At 69.7% G+C, this 16,709-nt stretch carries 15 protein-coding genes and 1 pseudogene; 7 read left to right on the top strand and 9 right to left on the bottom strand.

Translation table 11 applies throughout. The features are described from left to right. Positions 1 to 141: 141 nt before the first annotated feature. The 3 genes from ACZ4TV_RS26470 to ilvA form a co-directional block, all read right to left on the bottom strand. Positions 142 to 972, bottom strand: coding sequence for an ABC transporter permease (locus tag ACZ4TV_RS26470; RefSeq protein ID WP_468137468.1), 831 nt, complete (start codon positions 970 to 972; stop codon positions 142 to 144). A gap of 62 nt (positions 973 to 1,034) precedes the next feature. Then, positions 1,035 to 2,066, bottom strand: a complete 1,032-nt coding sequence (locus tag ACZ4TV_RS26475) for an ATP-binding cassette domain-containing protein (RefSeq protein WP_468137431.1) — start codon at positions 2,064 to 2,066, stop codon at positions 1,035 to 1,037. Positions 2,067 to 2,409: 343 nt separating this feature from the next. Further along, positions 2,410 to 3,642, bottom strand: a complete 1,233-nt coding sequence (gene ilvA, locus ACZ4TV_RS26480; protein ID WP_468137432.1) for a threonine ammonia-lyase — start codon at positions 3,640 to 3,642, stop codon at positions 2,410 to 2,412. Between the two features lie 788 nt (positions 3,643 to 4,430). Here ilvA and ACZ4TV_RS26485 point away from each other — a divergent pair. From ACZ4TV_RS26485 to ACZ4TV_RS26495, 3 genes are read left to right on the top strand one after another with little or no spacing between them, the layout of a single operon-like run. Next, on the top strand, positions 4,431 to 4,952 hold the full coding sequence (locus ACZ4TV_RS26485; RefSeq protein ID WP_468137433.1) for a MarR family winged helix-turn-helix transcriptional regulator: 522 nt from the start codon (positions 4,431 to 4,433) through the stop codon (positions 4,950 to 4,952). A 57-nt stretch (positions 4,953 to 5,009) separates the two neighbouring features. Then, the gene (locus ACZ4TV_RS26490) at positions 5,010 to 5,435 is read left to right on the top strand and encodes a sigma factor-like helix-turn-helix DNA-binding protein (RefSeq protein ID WP_468137435.1); all 426 of its coding nucleotides are present in this window, start codon (positions 5,010 to 5,012) and stop codon (positions 5,433 to 5,435) included. Next, positions 5,432 to 5,686, top strand: a complete 255-nt coding sequence (locus ACZ4TV_RS26495) for a hypothetical protein (protein WP_468137436.1) — start codon at positions 5,432 to 5,434, stop codon at positions 5,684 to 5,686. The genes ACZ4TV_RS26490 and ACZ4TV_RS26495 overlap by 4 nt, the downstream gene beginning before the upstream one ends. A gap of 42 nt (positions 5,687 to 5,728) precedes the next feature. Here ACZ4TV_RS26495 and ACZ4TV_RS26500 read toward each other — a convergent pair whose 3' ends face one another. From ACZ4TV_RS26500 to ACZ4TV_RS26515, 4 genes are all read right to left on the bottom strand, one after another. After that, entirely contained in the window at positions 5,729 to 7,378 is a 1,650-nt protein-coding gene (locus ACZ4TV_RS26500; RefSeq protein ID WP_468137437.1) for a DUF262 domain-containing protein, read from the bottom strand. Between the two features lie 8 nt (positions 7,379 to 7,386). Then, entirely contained in the window at positions 7,387 to 8,223 is an 837-nt protein-coding gene (locus ACZ4TV_RS26505) for a hypothetical protein (RefSeq protein ID WP_468137438.1), read from the bottom strand. A gap of 113 nt (positions 8,224 to 8,336) precedes the next feature. Beyond that, positions 8,337 to 9,602, bottom strand: coding sequence for an AAA family ATPase (locus ACZ4TV_RS26510; RefSeq protein WP_468137440.1), 1,266 nt, complete (start codon positions 9,600 to 9,602; stop codon positions 8,337 to 8,339). Positions 9,603 to 9,726: 124 nt separating this feature from the next. After that, positions 9,727 to 10,884, bottom strand: a complete 1,158-nt coding sequence (locus ACZ4TV_RS26515) for a cystathionine gamma-synthase (RefSeq protein WP_468137442.1) — start codon at positions 10,882 to 10,884, stop codon at positions 9,727 to 9,729. A gap of 99 nt (positions 10,885 to 10,983) precedes the next feature. Here ACZ4TV_RS26515 and ACZ4TV_RS26520 point away from each other — a divergent pair, with 99 nt between their 5' ends. From ACZ4TV_RS26520 to ACZ4TV_RS26530, 3 genes and pseudogenes are all read left to right on the top strand, one after another. Further along, on the top strand, positions 10,984 to 12,090 hold the full coding sequence (locus tag ACZ4TV_RS26520) for a hypothetical protein (RefSeq protein WP_468137444.1): 1,107 nt from the start codon (positions 10,984 to 10,986) through the stop codon (positions 12,088 to 12,090). Between the two features lie 115 nt (positions 12,091 to 12,205). Next, positions 12,206 to 12,868 carry a peptide-methionine (S)-S-oxide reductase MsrA gene (msrA, locus tag ACZ4TV_RS26525; protein WP_468137445.1) on the top strand — a complete coding sequence of 221 codons (663 nt, stop codon included), beginning with the start codon at positions 12,206 to 12,208 and terminating at the stop codon, positions 12,866 to 12,868. Between the two features lie 116 nt (positions 12,869 to 12,984). After that, positions 12,985 to 13,292: pseudogene (locus ACZ4TV_RS26530) on the top strand (DUF6247 family protein). 150 nt (positions 13,293 to 13,442) lie between these two features. Here the strand turns inward: ACZ4TV_RS26530 and ACZ4TV_RS26535 are convergent. Next, entirely contained in the window at positions 13,443 to 14,483 is a 1,041-nt protein-coding gene (locus tag ACZ4TV_RS26535) for an NAD(P)-dependent alcohol dehydrogenase (RefSeq protein ID WP_468137470.1), read from the bottom strand. 225 nt (positions 14,484 to 14,708) lie between these two features. Here ACZ4TV_RS26535 and ACZ4TV_RS26540 point away from each other — a divergent pair, with 225 nt between their 5' ends. Further along, positions 14,709 to 15,671, top strand: coding sequence for a helix-turn-helix transcriptional regulator (locus ACZ4TV_RS26540; RefSeq protein WP_468137446.1), 963 nt, complete (start codon positions 14,709 to 14,711; stop codon positions 15,669 to 15,671). On the opposite strand, the gene ACZ4TV_RS26545 is transcribed toward ACZ4TV_RS26540, so the two are convergent. Further along, positions 15,661 to 16,686 carry a GNAT family N-acetyltransferase gene (locus ACZ4TV_RS26545; RefSeq protein WP_468137448.1) on the bottom strand — a complete coding sequence of 342 codons (1,026 nt, stop codon included), beginning with the start codon at positions 16,684 to 16,686 and terminating at the stop codon, positions 15,661 to 15,663. The genes ACZ4TV_RS26540 and ACZ4TV_RS26545 overlap by 11 nt on opposite strands. Between the last annotated feature and the right edge of the window lie 23 nt (positions 16,687 to 16,709).

Raw genomic sequence — 16,709 nt, forward strand, 5'->3', positions numbered from 1 at the left:
CTGCTTTTTCTGCTTTTGCTGCTTTCCCGCTTGTGCAGCTTCACGCATGACGATGCCCGGCCGGGGTCTTCCCGGCCGGGCATCGTGCGTACGGGTCCCGCGTACGGGTCCTGCGTACGGGTCCCGCGCGGTCGGCGGGTCCTACGCGGTCGCCGAGCGGTACTTGCGGACCGCGAGGGTCCGGAAGACCACGATGATCAGCAGCGACCACAGGATGGACGCCATGACGGGGTGCTGCATCGGCCAGGCATCCGGTACCGGGTAACCCTCCGGGAGGTTGCCGAAGAGCTCGCGGGCGGCCTGGACGGTGGCGCTGAAGGGGTTCCACTCCGCGATGTGCCGCAGGAAGGCCGGCATGTTCTCGGAGGGGACGAAGGCGTTCGAGACGAACGTCAGCGGGAAGAGCCAGATCAGCCCGCCGGAGGTGGCCGCCTCGGGGGTGCGCACCGACAGGCCGATCAGGGCGCCGATCCAGGAGAAGGCGTAGCCGAGCAGGAGCAGCAGGCTGAAGCCGGCGAGGATCTCGCCGAAGCTCGTGTGGGTGCGCCAGCCGACGATCAGGGCCACGACCGCCAGGACGACGACGGTGAGCGCGGTCTGGACGAGGTCGGCCAGGGTGCGGCCGGTCAGGACCGCGCCGCGCGCCATGGGCAGGGAACGGAAGCGGTCGATCAGGCCCTTGTGCATGTCGTCCGCGATGCCGGCGCCCGCGCCGGCGGTGGCGAAGGTGACGGTCTGGGCGAAGATGCCGGCCATCAGGAACTCGCGGTAGGCGGCGGGCGAGGTGCTGCCGCCGACGCTGATGGAGCCGCCGAAGACGTAGCTGAAGAGCACGACGAACATGACGGGCTGGATCACGCCGAAGATGATCATCTCGGGGATCCTGGACATGCGGATCAGGTTCCGTTTGGCGATCACCAGCGAGTCGTTGACGCCCTGGACGAGGCCGCCGCGCGGGCGGGGTGCCGCGATGTCCCGGCCCGGAGCGGGGGTGCCGTGGCTGCCGGGGCTGCCCGGGTTCGGGGAGGTGAGGGTCACTTCGCCGTCTCCTTCCGGGCCGCCCTGCGGCCCTTGGCCTCGCTGACGGCCCCGTCGGCCGCGCCGTCGCCGTTCTCTTCCGCCGCCCGTTCGGCCGCGTGTCCGGTGAGGGAGATGAACACGTCGTCCAGGGTCGGGCGGCGCAGGGCTATGTCGTCGATCTCGATGCCCCGGCCGTCCAGCTCGCGGATGACCTCGGCGAGCAGCTTGGCGCCGCCCGACACCGGCACGGTCAGCTTGCGGGTGTGCTCCTCGACCGTGGCCTCGCCCTTGCCGAAGCCGGCGAGCACCTCGCGTGCGGTGGTGATGTGCTCGCGCTCGTGGACGACGACCTCCACGCGCTCGCCGCCGGTGCGGGCCTTGAGCTGGTCGGAGGTGCCGCGGGCGATGACCTTGCCGTGGTCGACCACGCAGATGTCGTGCGCGAGGTGGTCGGCCTCCTCCAGGTACTGGGTGGTGAGCAGCAGGGTGGTGCCGCCGGCGACCAGTTCCTGGATGATCCCCCACAACTGCTGGCGGTTGCGGGGGTCGAGTCCGGTGGTCGGCTCGTCCATGAACATCACGGGCGGGCTGACGACGAGGGCGGCCGCGAGGTCGAGGCGCCTGCGCATGCCGCCGGAGTACGTCTTGGCCGTGCGGTCGGCTGCGTCGCCGAGGTTGAAGCGTTCGAGGAGTTCGTCGGCCCGGACCTTCGCGGCCTTGGCCTTCATCTGGTAGAGCTGGCCGACCATCTGGAGGTTCTCGCGGCCGGTCAGGTACTCGTCGACGGCCGCGAACTGGCCGGACAGGCCGATGGCGCGCCGAACCTCGTTGGGGTGTTTGAGCACATCGACGCCGGCGACGACGGCCCTGCCGCTGTCGGGACGGAGGAGGGTGGTCAGGACGCGTACGGTCGTGGTCTTGCCCGCGCCGTTCGGGCCGAGCAGACCCAGGACGGTGCCTTCGGGGACATCGAGGTCCACGCCGTCCAGAGCCCGTACATCGCCGAAGGTCTTGACCAGACCTTCGGCGTAGATAGCGCCTGGCATAGGGATTCTCCCAGTGATCGTGATCGGGCCAGTAGAACCAGGGAATTCATGAGATTCAGGAGACTCAGGGCATTCAGTGCGTTTCTCTGCAGAACCCAGGAGCGCCGGTCGGGCCTGGCACGGCCGAACGGGGGATGCCGAGGCCGACGGCTAGTGCTGTGGCCGGAAAGGTTTGCCGGGTCGCGGCGTCCGGTGCATGGGGTCTCCCCAGGCCCGAAGGGCCGAGGGGAAGCATCGCAAGGCGGAGGACCGCGGCTCGTACTGGACGTACTTGCGCGGTCCGACAACGCCGCGAGGTGCCGTGCCGGGGGCCGTGACCCGGTGAACCTTTCCGGTCACAGCACTAGCTCATCACCTTGTACCCCGCGGCGTGCAGCGAACGCGCTACCTCGGCGCAGTGCTCCGGGCCCTTGGTCTCCAAGTGCAGCTCCACCTCCACCTCCGTGAGCCCCAGTCGCGGGTCGGTCCGTACGTGACTCACGTCCAACACGTTCGCATCCACCACTGACAACACCGCCAGGAGCCCGGCCAGGGCCCCGGGACGGTCGGCCACGCGCAGCCGCAGCGAGAGGTACCGGCCCGCCGCCGCCATGCCGTGGCGCAGGATCCGCTGGAGCAGCAGCGGGTCGACGTTCCCACCGGACAGGACGGCGACCACCGGGCCGCCGCCGTACAGTTCGGGCTCGCTCAGCAGGGCCGCGACCGTGCTGCACCCGGCCGGCTCGACCACCAGCTTCGCCCGCTCCAGACACAGCAGCAGAGCGCTGGAGAGGGCGTCCTCAGAGACCGTACGCACGTCGTCGAGGAGCTCGCCAATGATTTTGAACGGGATGTCGCCGGGGCGGCCGACCTTGATCCCGTCGGCCATCGTGTTCGGGGCGTCGATCGAGACCGGGTGCCCGACCTTGAGCGAGGGCGGGTACGCGGCCGCCCCCGCCGCCTGCACGCCGACGATCCGCACGTCCGGCCGCAGCGCCTTCACCGCGACCGCGATGCCGGCCGCGAGACCGCCGCCGCCGATCCCGACGAGGATGGTCCGCACCTCCGGGCACTGTTCCAGGATCTCCAGGCCCACCGTGCCCTGGCCCGCGATGATGTCGCGGTGGTCGAAGGGGTGGATGAACACCGCGCCGGTGCGGTCCGCGTAGTCCTGGGCGGCCGCGAGGGTCTCGTCGACGACCTGCCCGTGCATGCGCACCTCGGCGCCGTACTCCTGGGTCGCGGCCACCTTCGGCAGCGGGGCCCCGACCGGCATGAACACGGTCGAGCGGACACCGAGGAGGGAGGAGGCCAGCGCCACGCCCTGCGCGTGGTTGCCCGCGCTCGCCGCCACGACGCCGGCGGCGCGCTGCTCGGGGCGCAGGCCCGCGATGCGCACGTAGGCGCCGCGCAGCTTGAAGGAGCCGGTGCGCTGGAGGTTCTCGCACTTGAAGTGGACCGGGGAGCCGGTGAGCGAGGAGAGGTGCCGGCTGCCCTCCATCGCGGTGACCCTGGAGACGCCGGACAGCATCTTCTGAGCCCCCCGGATGTCGTCGAGGATGACCTGTGGGACGGGCTGGGGCACGCGGTAGTTCATGCCGCCAGTCTCGCAGCCGGCCCGCTGCGCGGCGCGTGCCAGCAGGCTGGGCCCCCATCCGACCCCGCGGGCACCCCCAGCCTTGCCGTCACCACCAGCCTTGCCTTGACCACCAGCCCCGTCGGCACCACCCAGCCCCGCCGGCACCACCAGCCTTGCCTTGACCACCAGCCCCACCGGCCCCACCCAGCCCCGTCCGGCACCACCAGCCTTGCCTTGACCACCAGCCCCACCGGCCCCACTCACCCCCGTCCGGCACCACCAGCCTTGCCTTGACCACCAGCCCCACCGGCCCCACCCAGCCCCGTCCGGCACCACCAGCCTTGCCTTGACCACCAGCCCCGCCGGCCCCGCCCAGCCCCGCCGGCACCACCAGCCTTGCCTTGACCACCAGCCCCGCCGGCCCCACCCAGCCCCGCCGGCGTTTGAGGCGCACCCACCCAGCCCCGCCGGCGTTTGAGGCGCACCCACCCAGCCCCGCCGGCGTTTGAGGCGCGGGGTCTGGGGCGGCGCCCCAGGAAACCCGGCTCCGCCGGGCACCGGGCTCCGCCCGGACCCTCCCCCAGCTACCGCTGGGAGGTGCCCCCTGCCTCAAACGCCGGCGAGGCTGAAGGGCAGAGCCCGGCGAGGCTAGATGGGGGCGGGGCGAAATCCGGCCATCCCGGGCGGCCCCAGGGACTCGCTCCTCACCCGCCGTATCAGTTGTCAAACGGGGCGTACGAGCCGCCGCACGGCCGCGTACTCTGTCCCCCATCCTTGTCGGACCCACGCGAAGAGAGCCCACGGCCATGCCTTCCACCCCGGCCAATTCCGACCTGCCCGCGGCGGCCGACGCGCCCGCCGGAGCCGGTCTCCTCGACGCGCTCCAGCACCAGGTGGCGGTCTTCGCCCGCCGCGCCGAGCAGACCCGCCTGGGCGGGGTGGGCCAGGCCCGCAACTCGATGGACCGCGCCGCCTACCTGCTGCTGAACCGGCTCGACCTGGAGGGCCCGATGGGCGTCAAGGCGCTCGCCGGCGGCATGGGAATCGACTCCTCCACGGTGACCCGGCAGGTCGCGCCGCTGGTCGACAGCGGTCTGGTCAAGCGGACCTCGCACCCCGAGGACGGGCGCGCCGTGGTGCTCGCGCTGTCCGCGCGCGGGCTGGCGCGGCTGGAGGAGGTGCGCTCCTCGCGGCGCGAGCTGATGGCCCGGGTGACGGAGGGCTGGAGCGAGGACGAGCGCGAATCCTTCACCGGGCTGCTGACGCGCTTCAACCTGTCGCTGTCGGAGCTGATGGCGTCCGTGGCCGAAGCCGGGCCCGCGTCCTGAGCGGAGTACGTCCGTCCTCTTGACCTGGGTGGTCCCGCTGCCCGCACTATGTGGACTATGCGGGTGGTTGATCAACAGGCGGGCTCCTACGCGGAGTTCGAGGCCTTCGTGGCGGGCGCGGCCGGGCGGCTCCTGCATGTCGCGGTGCTGCTCACCGGTGAACCGGAGCCGGCGCGCCGGCTGCTGGCGGGCGCACTGGCCCGTACGTACGCGAACTGGCGGCGCCTGCGCGGGGACGACCCGTACGACTTCACCCGCCAGGAGCTGTGCGCGGCCTTCGCGCGGACCGGGTCGCGCCACCAGGGGGGCAGCGGCCTGCTGGCACGGCTGAGCCCGCCGGAGCGGCTCGTCCTCGTCCTGCGGCTCTACGAAGGGGTCGCGGAGGAGGTCACGGCGGCGCAGCTGGGGCTGCCGGTCGAGCGGGTACGGGTGCTGTGCAACCGGGCCGTGGCCGCGCTGAGGTCCCGGGAGGCGGCGGCGTGAGCGGGATCCCGGACCGGAAGGAAGCCCAGGTCAGACAACTCCTGGAGGGCCCGTACCCAGTGGTCCCGGCGGGGCTCGCGGCGGGCGCGGCGGCCCGGGGGGACCGCCTGCTGCGCCGCCGCCGGGTGCTCCGCAGGTTCGGCTGGGCGGTGCTCTTCGCCGCAGCGGTGGCCTTCACGGTCTGGGCCTCCCTGACCCGCCCCTGGGCCGCGCCACCAAGCGGCATCTCCCCACCCCTGGAGGGCTGGTAGGAGTCCGACCGACTCCTGGCCCTGCCCGTCGATCGTGCGGGCTCACTCGGTGTCGATGTCCGCGTCACCCCCGTGCAAGAGGGAGGTCTCGATGTCCATGGCCTCCATGAATGCCCGCTCGCTCGCCTCCAAGAACTTCGCCCTCTCGGAGATGAACCCCTCGACGTTCTGGGAACGCAGGTGCCGCATCGCCTCGGCAGGGATTCCATGACTCTGGAGGAACGCATCCACGCCCTTTTCGTCCAGGGTGAACAGCGTGCTCCGGATCGATGCGCCTTCTCCTGTCGAGAGGATGAGGCGATTGGCCGGGTGCGAAACCATCGATGACTTGTGGGCGACATGCTGATAGGCCCCCGAATCGGCGACACGGAGCAGGTCGACCGGGTTCGCGTATTCGCCCGATGCCGTTCCTCTGCGGGGGAACGTTCTCAGCTCCCAGAGGATGAAGGCACGCACCCGCGCACTTCTCATGTCGAAACGGTTGGGGAACGGCCTGGCTACTTCCGCCACCCACGGCGCATCGCGGTCACCCTGGGCGAACAGCTTCATCTCCTGAAGCGCATTCTTCACCTGCGTACTGTTGGCTCCGGCGAAGAATCCCGACCACGACGTCCCCCAGAACCACCTCGTCAGTTCGCGGAGCTGTCCGGGAGAAGGGTCGCGGTTGTAGTGGAAGAAGGCAGTGAGCAGCACGATCTGCACCTGATAGGGCACGAGGCGAGCCAAGGGCACCGGAATCTCGTTCCTGAGGAAATGAACGGCGAGCCGAATGGCCCTGTCCGTATCTTCCACCGCGTCTGCCAGATGCCCCTGCACCCGACGTGCCAGGACGTCCCATCTGGCATCCAGGATGTCCTGTTCCCCGGAAACTGCCAGAATCGATCGGAAGACGGTGATGGACGTCACCTGGCCATATCCGAGGGGCGCTAGCCCCTCTCGGATGGAATCAATTCGCTCGGCCAGGCTCTCGCCGTCCGCCTGATATGCCAGAGCCGAGACCATCTGGTCCGGGGACATCGACTGACCACTGCTGTTCAGTCGCGAAAAAACCTCGACCGCATGCTGGAGATCTCCTCCCTTGAGCCTGATGACCGCCAACTGGAAGGATTTGATCCGGTGGGCAAGGGCTTCTGCCTCGTCAAGCAGCGGCTCCAGCTCATCCGGTTCCACGGCACCGGAGAGCTTCCGACCGTATGCCAGAAAATCCATCGTCCGAAGCACGGAACGCATGGGGAGATAATTCGGCGGCGGTTCGTCACCCTTCTTCCAATGCCTGAACTTATCAGCCCGGTCTTCCCGACCACTTAGCTCACGATAGATCTGCCACATCCACTCCCCCTGAGCCTCGGGATCATTACCAAGAGGACGCTTCGACAAGCTGCCGAAGAGCGTCGAGATCCGCTGATGGCCGTCGAGGAGATAGGCAACACCATCCTGGGGAGGGTCCGGAACAGCAATGTCCGCCAGCGCCTCCAGGCTCGGGATCGACGAGTTCGTCTCCCACACCAGCAGACTTCCGATGGGATATCCACGCTCAATACTGTCGAACAGTTTTAGCATTTGCTCGGGACGCCAAACAAATGGACGCTGAAACCTTGGAACGCGAAGCCGACCCGCCGCAATCTCGTTCAGAACTTGCTCCAGTAGCATGATCTGAGGATTTACGGTGATCGCTGCTTCAGATTCTGCCATCACTCCTCCTAAACTACACTCAGAATATTCTTTACGAGAATGCTCAACTCTTCGAGTACAGCAGCACCCAAAGTCTCGAAATCACGGGCAGTAAGCGCTCCCTTCTTCTCGCTCATGACCTTCAGGATGTTCCTCCCGAATCCCCCTTGAAGTCCGTCGATGGTCACGCGGTCGTGATCCTCGTACAGCTCCAACTGCTCCACGGGTACGACGGCAGGCTGGCCGGGGAGCTTCTTGAAGCCCGACTTCATGTCGTAGTGACCGCGCTGTTCCGGAGACAGCTTGCTCAGGTGAGTAAGCCTGCGCGAACTCTCCCGCCTCGGGCCGACCATCGACAGGATCCTGTTGGGCACGTAGTTCTCCGCCTCTCGCAGCTCCAGGACGTGGACCCTGACCCCCAGCTCAGAAATCCGGTCGGCCTTGACATGCGATCCGGTGCGCTGCCCGGGGATCATCCGGTCGCTGTCGAGGATGGCGCTCACACGCACAACGACCTTGTACTTGGAGGCAGCTTCAGCGGCTACCTTGGCCAGACTTCCGCCGCCGCCGTGCCTGATTTCGAGCCACCCTTCTTCGAGCGCCCTGCTCATGCGCCCCGCACCGAAGAACGCGGAAACCGTGCGGAGGAAATAGCCGTCCGATTCTTCGTCCTCGACGACAACGAGCGCAGGACGACAGAGATCGTGCGCGTACTCCTTGAGCTGCGCTGGCTCGATCTCGACCAGAGGCTCCTTCCCGGATGCCCCCAGCCACGAAGCCGCGACCATGCTCTTGGAAGCAAGTTCCAGGAAACTCTGCGCGAGTGTCGGCGCATGGTCCTGGAGGTACGCACCGACGGCGTCCACGGTCTCGGGTGTGACCTCCCACTCATGTCGCCCGTCCGAGACCGCACGTAAAATGTTCAAGATGTCCGTTAGGGACTCCGCGGAAACGAACACCTCTACCGGAAGACTTAGCCTCACCGAGTACCGCGCCTCTCCAACTGGGCCGAGGCCAATGCGCGAGTCTCTTCGTAGTCCTCGGAGAAAACACCCAGCGGCCAAAAGTCCAGACTTCCGTCCTGGGCGACGTTGATACGCCGGGCTCTGGAATGACCGCCGTCATGGTCAACGAAGTAAATCGCCACGCTCTCCGCAGGGGAGGCGCCTTCGGCGATCCGCCGCCGAAGCCTCAGAAGGAAGGTCTCGCTGTGCGTCTCGATGATGAAACGCACCCCGGAGCGCTGCGCTGCCGTCAGATACAGATCGGCCAGGGCCCCGTGTGCGGCCGGATGCAGATGTAGTTCAGGCTGCTCGACGATTTCCAGCACCGGCCGTTCCGGCAGGGTCAGGGCATCGATGGCGCGTTGGACGAAAATGGGGAGGACTTGGGCGACGCCCGTGCCGGCATCCGCAAGGTTGACTGCCAGCCCGTCATCCGCCTCCGATGTCAGGACGAGGGAATACATTCCGCCCTTCTCCACGACATCGAGCTTCCATCCGGGAAGGTTCCGCGCCAGGTCCTCATTTACCTGTCGCACCAGTTCGCCATGGTTGCGTGCGATATCGCTCGAAAGGATTCCAGCGGCGTTCTCCCCCGTGATACCCACATTTTCCGGCATCCTCGCCGGAAGGCGGTATCTGCGGTGCGGGCGTTCACGAAAAGGCCCGACATACCTGACGACGGGATAGCTCTCGCGCACTGCGTCGTACATCCGCGCCACGTGGGATTCCAGTGCAGCTGATTTTGCAGACGGTTCAGGAAAACCTCGTGGCAGGATCCCGTGAAAACTAACCTCAACCGATTCGAACCGCTCACCTTCATGAACGATGTCGTACCGTAGCGCACGGAGCGGCTCCTCGGGCACCCACGTCAGGTGCGTCCGGATGCCGTCCACTTCGATCTTCAGGTCGCTGACAACCTGCATCCGGAACTCATCGATGTTTTGAACGGTGGCTTCCAGTCCGATCACCGAACCCGAGACCGACTCGATCTCCAATTCGATGGAAATACTTCCATGCGGACGGTTCCCGTAGACGAGATCGGTGAACGATTCAAGGATGTCCTCACTCAGGACATCCAGGTCCAGCGGTGTCGGAGAGTCCGTGTGAACTCCCGTCCCGAGGACCAGGGGAGCCCGCGAAAGGGCACTCTTACCCGAGTTGTTCCGACCTAGGATGACGGTGAGCGGCCCCAGCTCGATATCCTCGCGATGAGCGAAGCACCGATAGTTAGTGAGAGCCATCCGCTTAAGTGACATACAGTCAGCCTAGCGGCGGATGCATGCACTTGGGCATGGGTCTCACATAGCGTGCGGACCGGGTGGGTGGGGCACCGAGCCGGCGCCTCACCCAGCCGGCCGCATGGCTTCAGCCCAGGGCCTGGGTCAGGTCGGCCAGGAGGTCGTCGGCGTTTTCGATGCCGACCGACAGGCGGACCAGGTCAGCCGGGACCTCAAGGGCCGAGCCGGCCACCGACGCGTGCGTCATCCGGCCCGGGTGCTCGATCAGGGACTCGACGCCGCCCAGCGACTCCCCGAGGGTGAACAGCTTCGCGCGGTTGCAGACCTCCACCGCCGCCTCCTCCCCACCGGCGACCTGGAAGGAGACCATGCCGCCGAAGTTCCGCATCTGCTTGGCGGCCACCTCGTGCCCCGGGTGCTCCGGCAGCCCCGGGTACAGGACGCGCGTCACCTTGGGGTGGCGGGTCAGCAGGTCGACGACCTTGCCCGCGTTCTCCGCGTGCCGGTCCATGCGTACGGCCAGGGTCTTGATGCCCCGCAGCACGATCCAGGAGTCGAAGGGCCCGGCCACCGCGCCCATCGCGTTCTGGTGGTAGGCCAGTTCTTCGCCCAGCGCCGCGTCCGCCGTCACCAGCGCGCCGCCGACCACGTCGGAGTGCCCGCCCATGTACTTGGTCAGCGAGTGCACGACCACGTCCGCGCCCAGCGCCAGGGGCTGCTGGAGGTACGGCGAGGCGAAGGTGTTGTCCACGACCAGCTTGGCGCCGGCCGTCCGCGCGATGTCGGCGACGACGGCGATGTCGGTGATGCCGAGCAGCGGGTTGGAGGGGGTCTCGACCCAGATGACCTTCGTCTTCGGGGTGAGGGCGGCCCGTACGGACTCCGCGTTCGAGGTGTCGGCCACCGACCACTCCACGCCCCAGCGGGAGACGACCTTCGCGAAGAGGCGGAAGGTGCCGCCGTACGCGTCGTTCGGGATGACCACGTGGTCGCCCGGAGAGAGCAGGGTGCGCAGCAGGCAGTCCTCGGCGGCGAGGCCGGACGCGAAGGCGAGCCCGCGTCGGCCGCCCTCCAGCGCCGCGAGGTTCTCCTCCAGCGCGGTACGGGTCGGGTTGGCGCTGCGGCTGTACTCGTAACCGCCGCGGAGTCCTCCGACCCCGTCCTGCTTGTACGTGGAAACCTGGTAGATCGGCGGTACGACCGCGCCGGTCAGCGGGTCCGCCGTGTTGCCCGCGTGGATCGCGCGGGTCTCGAAGCTCTGGTGCTCGTGGCTGTCGTCGCTCATGGGCAGATGCTATGCCCAGCCCCGGGTCCGCTCCCCTATCCGCTCCCCTATCCGCTCCCCTATTGGCCTGCTGCCCCCTCGGTCTGGTTCGCTGGAGGCATGGAGATTCTGTGGTTCGTGTTCGCGATGCTCATGATCGTGTTCATCGTCGGTCCGTACATCCGGCGCAGGCGCGGCGGCATCCGCCTGGTCGCGCCGGGCAGCCCTGACGCCGCCGACCCGGCGACCTACGGATTCGACCGGCAGGAGGATCTCGACATCCGGATCCCCGGGCCCGACCCGGACCTGATGGACGCCCTCGACAACGTGCAGCGCACCGGCCAGTGGCAGGCGGCCTCGCAGCTGCTCGCCGGAACCCCGCGGGAGGGCGAGCGGCGCTGGCAGCGGGTACAGGCCTTCGGCGGGGCGGCGGCGCTGGAGCTCGTGGCGCAGCCGGGAGTGGGCGCGCAGTGGCTGAAGGCGTGGCGGCTGGAGGCGGAGAAGGACGCCGGCGGCGCGCAGGTGCACGCGGAGCTGCTGGTGCAGCAGGCGTGGCGGCACTCGGGCGGGGTCGGGTCCACCGATCACCGGATCATCCTGGAGGAGGCCCGGGAGGCGTGCCGCAAGGCCGCGCTGCTGGCGCCGGGGGATCCGGTCCCGTACATCACGGAACTGGCGGTCGCCCGCGGTCTGGCCTACTCGGAGGCGGAGTTCGACGAGCTGTGGGCGAAGGTCATCGACCGGGCGCCCGAGCACATGGGCGCGCACATCGCGGCGCTGCACTACTGGTGCGCGAAGTGGCACGGCTCGCGGGAGAAGGCCGACGCCTTCTCGCACGCGGCGGCGGCCCGCGCCCCGCAGGGCTCGCTGCTGGCGGCGCTGCCGTTGTTCGCCCTGTACGAGAACCTGCCGGACGTCATCCTGAGCGGCGGCTTCTACCAGAGCGCGGCGGTGACGCGGGCGGTGGAGGGCGCGCTCTACGCGGTGCACACGGCGCGGCAGGACGACCCGATGCTGGCGCACGTACGGCACCTGCTGCTGCTGTTCCTGGTCAACATGGAGCGCTGGGCGGAGGCTATGGAGCAGGTGCGGCACGTGGACGGGTACGTGGGCGCGCTGCCGTGGTCGGCCTCGGCGGACCCGGCGGAGCAGTACGCGGTGTACCGGGCCCTGGCGGTGGCGGGCTACGAGGCGAACGGCGGCTCTCCGGCGACACTGCCGCGGTAGCCCTCTGGGCGGGTCGGCTGGTGCGGTTCGGCGGCCCGGCCCGGGCTTCGGACGGGCCCGGCCGGGAATCCCGGCCCGGCTCCGGCCGTTGAGGGGGTACCGAAGGAGGCGAACCATGTTCTCGTACCGCCGTACGCCCGAGCTGCCGACCCGCGAGGAGGCCCTGACGGGCCGCGCGGAGGCGCTCTTCACCCTTCCCGAGAAGCACACCGTGCTGGGCAACCCGCTGTCCGGCCCGTATCCCGCGTACCTCGAAGTGGCCGACTTCGGGCTGGGCTGTTTCTGGGGCGCGGAGCGGAAGTTCTGGCAGACCCCCGGGGTGTGGACCACGCTGGCCGGGTACCAGGGCGGCTTCACCGAGAATCCGACCTACGAGGAGGTCTGCTCGGGTCTGACCGGCCACACCGAGGTCGTCCGTGTGGTCTTCGATCCGTCGCAGGTCTCCTACGCGACCCTGCTCAAGCTGTTCTGGGAGTCCCACGACCCCACCCAGGGCTTCCGCCAGGGCAATGACGTCGGCACCCAGTACCGCTCGGCGCTCTACACCCACTCCCCCGCCCAGCAGGCGACGGCGGAGGCCTCCCGCACGGCCTACCAGCAGGTCCTGACCTCCTCGGGCTACGGCGAGATCACCACGGCCGTCCTCCCGGCGGCGGACCGCCCCTTCTGGCCCGCGGAAGCCCACCACCAGCAGTACCTGGACAAGAACCCGGGCGGCTACTGCGGCATCGGCGGCACGGGCGTCTCCTGCCCGATCGGCGTGGCCGCGGCGGAGTGAGCGCACCAGCGGCGGAGCCCGGCGGCGCGGCGCGGACCACCCTTTCGGATGGGGGCTCGGCCGTTCCGCTGGGTACGCTGGCGCCGGTGCCCAGCATCTCGCCCATGGGAGCAACCGTGACCACGTCCGCAGCGGGGCAGCCGCTCATCCCGCAGCCGCCCGCCACCGTGACCGCGCTGCGGCAGGCCGTCGCGCAGATCTCCCCGGCGGCCCTGCCCGCTTTCACCCGCGAGCTGGACCAGGCTGCGGACCAGTCCCGACAGGGCTCCGACCTGGCTCCCTTGCGCCGGTTCATCGCGCAATGGGCGGCGTACGTGCACATCCAGCGCCAGCCGCATCTCGCATCGGAGCTGCGGCGGCTGCTTCCGAGATCGGCCGACTCCTCGACGCCGCCCACGCGGCCCTCGCAAAGCCCCAGCAGTGAGCACCGGCTGGCACTGGGAGTACGACCTGGCCGGCATGGAGATTGACCTCGGCGATCGTTCCGCCGTTCGACGCGCTGTAGCGGAAGGGCCGCGGCGGCGGGTCAGGCGACCGACGCGTGGCCGCGACCCAGGAGGTGTGCGGCGCTGGGTCAGATCGTCGAGGTGTCGATCACGAAGCGGTAGCGGACGTCGCTCGTCAGGACCCGCTCGTACGCCTCGTTGATCTGGTCGGCGCTGATCAGCTCGATCTCCGAGCCGAGGCCGCGCTCGGCGCAGAAGTCCAGCATCTCCTGGGTTTCGGCGATCCCGCCGATCATCGAGCCGGCGAGGGTCTTGCGGCCGTCGATGACGGAGAAGAGGTTGAGGGAGACCGGTTCCTCCGGGGCGCCGACGTTCACCAGTGCGCCGTCGACCTTCAGCAGGCCCAGGTACGCGTCCAGGCCGAGCGGCGCGGAGACGGTGGACAGGATCAGGTCGAAGCTGCCGGCCAGCTCCTCGAAGGTGGCCTCGTCGCTGGTGGCGTGGAAGTGGGAGGCGCCCAGCTTCAGGCCGTGCTCCTTCTTGCGCAGGGACTGGGACAGGACGGTGACCTCCGCGCCCAGGGCCGCCGCGATCTTCACGCCCATGTGGCCGAGGCCGCCGAGGCCGACGACGGCGACCTTCTTGCCGGGGCCCGCCTGCCAGTGCTTCAGCGGGGAGTAGAGGGTGATGCCCGCGCACAGCAGCGGGGCGGCGACGTCCAGGGCGAGGCCGTCGGGGATGCGGACGGTGTAGTTCTCGTCGACGACGAGGTGGGTGGAGTAACCCCCGTACGTGGGATCGCCGTTCCTGTCGAGGGCGTTGTAGGTGCCGGTCGCGCCCTTGACGCAGAACTGCTCCTGTCCGCGCAGGCAGTACTCGCACGCGCGGCAGGAGTCGACGAAGCAGCCGACGCCCACCCGGTCCCCCACGGCGAACTTGGTGACGCCCGGCCCCACTTCGGTGACCACACCGGCGATCTCGTGGCCGGGGACCATGGGGTAGATGCCCTCGCGCCAGCCGTCGCGCACCTGGTGGATGTCGGAGTGGCAGATGCCCGCGTACTTGATGTCGATGAGGACGTCGTGCTCGCCGACCGGGCGCCGCGGGACGGTGGTGCGCTCCAGCGGGGCCCTGGGGGCGGGGGCGGCGTAGGCGGCGACCTGGGTCACGGAGGTGAGGGAGGTCAGGGAGGTGCCGGGGGTGGCGGAGGTGGCGGAGGTGGCGGACATGGGGGGGGCTCCTCAAGCGGTGACATCGGTCTGCGGTGGGAACCACGGTGCCCGTCCGTCGGGCGTCCACCCAGCCACCTGTCCTGCCTAGGACTGGCCAACCTACCCCTGGCGGGGTCAGGCTTCCGCCCGCGTCGCGGCGGGCCGCCGAGGAATACTGACGCCATGGACCAGCTTGATCAGCGTGCCGAGCTCGGCGAGTTCCTCCGCTCCCGCCGCGCACGCCTGCGCCCCGAGGACGTGGGCCTGCGCGACTACGGGCGCCGTCGGCGCGTGCCCGGGCTGCGCCGCGAGGAACTGGCGCAGCTGGCCGGGGTGTCGGCCGCGTACTACACCCGGCTGGAGCAGGGCGGCGGGCACAACGTGTCCGTGGAGGTGCTGGACGCGATCGCCCGGGCGCTGCGGCTGGACGGGACGGAGCAGGCGCACCTGATGCACCTGGCGCGGCCGACTCCGCGCAGGCGCCGCCAGAGCCACCGCCCCCAGCAGGTCCGGCCGGAGCTGCGGACGCTGCTGGACGCGATGGACGGCGTACCGGCGTACCTGGTGGGGCGTCGGCTGGACATCATCGGCTGGAACCGGCTGGCGGCCGCCGTGTTCGGGGACTTCGGGGCGCTGCCGGCGCAGGAGCGGAACCTGGCGCGACTGGTGTTCCTCGAACCGGCGACGGCGGAGCTCTACGCCGACTGGGAGTGCCGGGGCTGCGAGGTGGTGAGCAACCTTCGGCTGTACGCGGGGCGCCACCCGGACGACGAGCAGCTGGTGGCGCTGGTCGGGGAGCTGTCGGTGAAGAACGAGGAGTTCCGGCGGCTGTGGGCGGCGCACACGGTGGCGGACAAGGCGCACGGGGTGAAGCTGCTGCACCATCCGCTGGTGGGCGACCTGACGCTCTCGTTCGAGACGCTGACCCTGCCGGACGACCCGGAGCAGTCGCTGGTCACCTTCCACGCGGCGCCGGGGTCCCCGTCCGCGGACGCCCTGCGCCTGCTGGCCTCCTGGGACGCGCAGCCGCCGGCGCAGCCGACCGCGCAGCCGACCGCGCAGCAGCGAGTGCAGCAGCGAGTGCAGCCGCAAGCGCAGCCAACCGCGCGGTCGGCGGCCGACGTCCCGGACCCCGCTACAGCTTGAGCTGGAAGTACGCCGCGTCGCGCGCGCGGCGGTAACCCAGGGACTCGTTCACCGCGCGCATCGGGATGTTCCCGTCCGCCACCGTCGTGGCGATGTGCCGCAGCGCCGGATACCGCTCGGCGGCCTCCGCCGCCATGCGCAGTTTCACGGCGCGGCCCAGGCCCCGGCCGCGGTGGGCGGGGACGACCGCCGTGTCGTACTGGAGGGCCCGCGGACCGGTGGGGTCCGGGAGGACGAGCTCGGTGTACGCCGCCACCTCGCCCGTCGCGGTCACCGCCGCGACCGTGGTCAGCTCCCCGCCCCGGTCGAGGATCAGCTGCTCCACGGCGTGCAGCCGCTGCGCCGTCCAGGCCGGGAGCTGCGCCTCCATGTCCCCGCTCGGCGCGTCCTCCATCGCCCCGTGCGCCACGGCGGCGGCCGGCGCCCAGGCGTCGGGTACCAGGCCGTGCCAGGTCACGAGCTCGTACCCGGGGGTGGCCGGGACCGGCGCGGGCCCGTCGGCGGGGAGTTCCTGTTCGTACCAGGCCATCGGCAGGACGTTCTCGAAGCCGAGGGACTCCGCGAACGCCTGGCCCGGACCGCCCAGGTCCACCAGGGTCTCGACCGAGGTCCGGCCCTGCGCGAGCAGTTCCTCGCGGACCCGCTCCCACAGGGCGGTGCCTACGCCCCGCCGCCGCGCCCGCGGACGTACGGTCAGCACGTCCAGGAACGCGGTGTGCGTGTTGCCCTCCTCCGTGAAGAGGATCAGACCCGCTACGCCCGCGCATTCGCCGGCGCCCGTGCCCGCGTCCGCGCCCTCACCCATGCCCTCGTCCGTGCCCTCGTCCGTGCCCTCGTCCGCCGTCCAGAGCACGGCCCGGCCGCGCGCGGACGGTACGCGCAGCCGTCCGGCGACCTCCACCCGGGCGGGCGCGGGCAGCCGCGGCAGATCGGTGGCCCCGGCGGCGGTCAGGACGGCCAGCCAGGCGTCCACCTCGGTGTCGGACGGGGGCGGAGTGAGGGTGTTGATCTTCATGCTCTCGACCCTAGACGGGCCCC

Source organism: Streptomyces sp. NPDC028910, assembly GCF_055564955.1.

Excerpts from the sequence above, each read along its gene's own strand:
- ACZ4TV_RS26515 (WP_468137442.1), bottom strand. The coding sequence starts at position 10,884 with ATGAGCGACGACAGCCACGAGCACCAGAGCTTCGAGACCCGCGCGATC.
- ilvA (WP_468137432.1), bottom strand. The coding sequence starts at position 3,642 with ATGAACTACCGCGTGCCCCAGCCCGTCCCACAGGTCATCCTCGACGAC.
- ACZ4TV_RS26490 (WP_468137435.1), top strand. The coding sequence starts at position 5,010 with ATGCGGGTGGTTGATCAACAGGCGGGCTCCTACGCGGAGTTCGAGGCC.
- ACZ4TV_RS26545 (WP_468137448.1), bottom strand. The coding sequence starts at position 16,686 with ATGAAGATCAACACCCTCACTCCGCCCCCGTCCGACACCGAGGTGGAC.
- ACZ4TV_RS26540 (WP_468137446.1), top strand. The coding sequence starts at position 14,709 with ATGGACCAGCTTGATCAGCGTGCCGAGCTCGGCGAGTTCCTCCGCTCC.
- ACZ4TV_RS26500 (WP_468137437.1), bottom strand. The coding sequence starts at position 7,378 with ATGGCAGAATCTGAAGCAGCGATCACCGTAAATCCTCAGATCATGCTA.
- ACZ4TV_RS26520 (WP_468137444.1), top strand. The coding sequence starts at position 10,984 with ATGGAGATTCTGTGGTTCGTGTTCGCGATGCTCATGATCGTGTTCATC.
- msrA (WP_468137445.1), top strand. The coding sequence starts at position 12,206 with ATGTTCTCGTACCGCCGTACGCCCGAGCTGCCGACCCGCGAGGAGGCC.
- ACZ4TV_RS26485 (WP_468137433.1), top strand. The coding sequence starts at position 4,431 with ATGCCTTCCACCCCGGCCAATTCCGACCTGCCCGCGGCGGCCGACGCG.
- ACZ4TV_RS26475 (WP_468137431.1), bottom strand. The coding sequence starts at position 2,066 with ATGCCAGGCGCTATCTACGCCGAAGGTCTGGTCAAGACCTTCGGCGAT.
- ACZ4TV_RS26510 (WP_468137440.1), bottom strand. The coding sequence starts at position 9,602 with ATGGCTCTCACTAACTATCGGTGCTTCGCTCATCGCGAGGATATCGAG.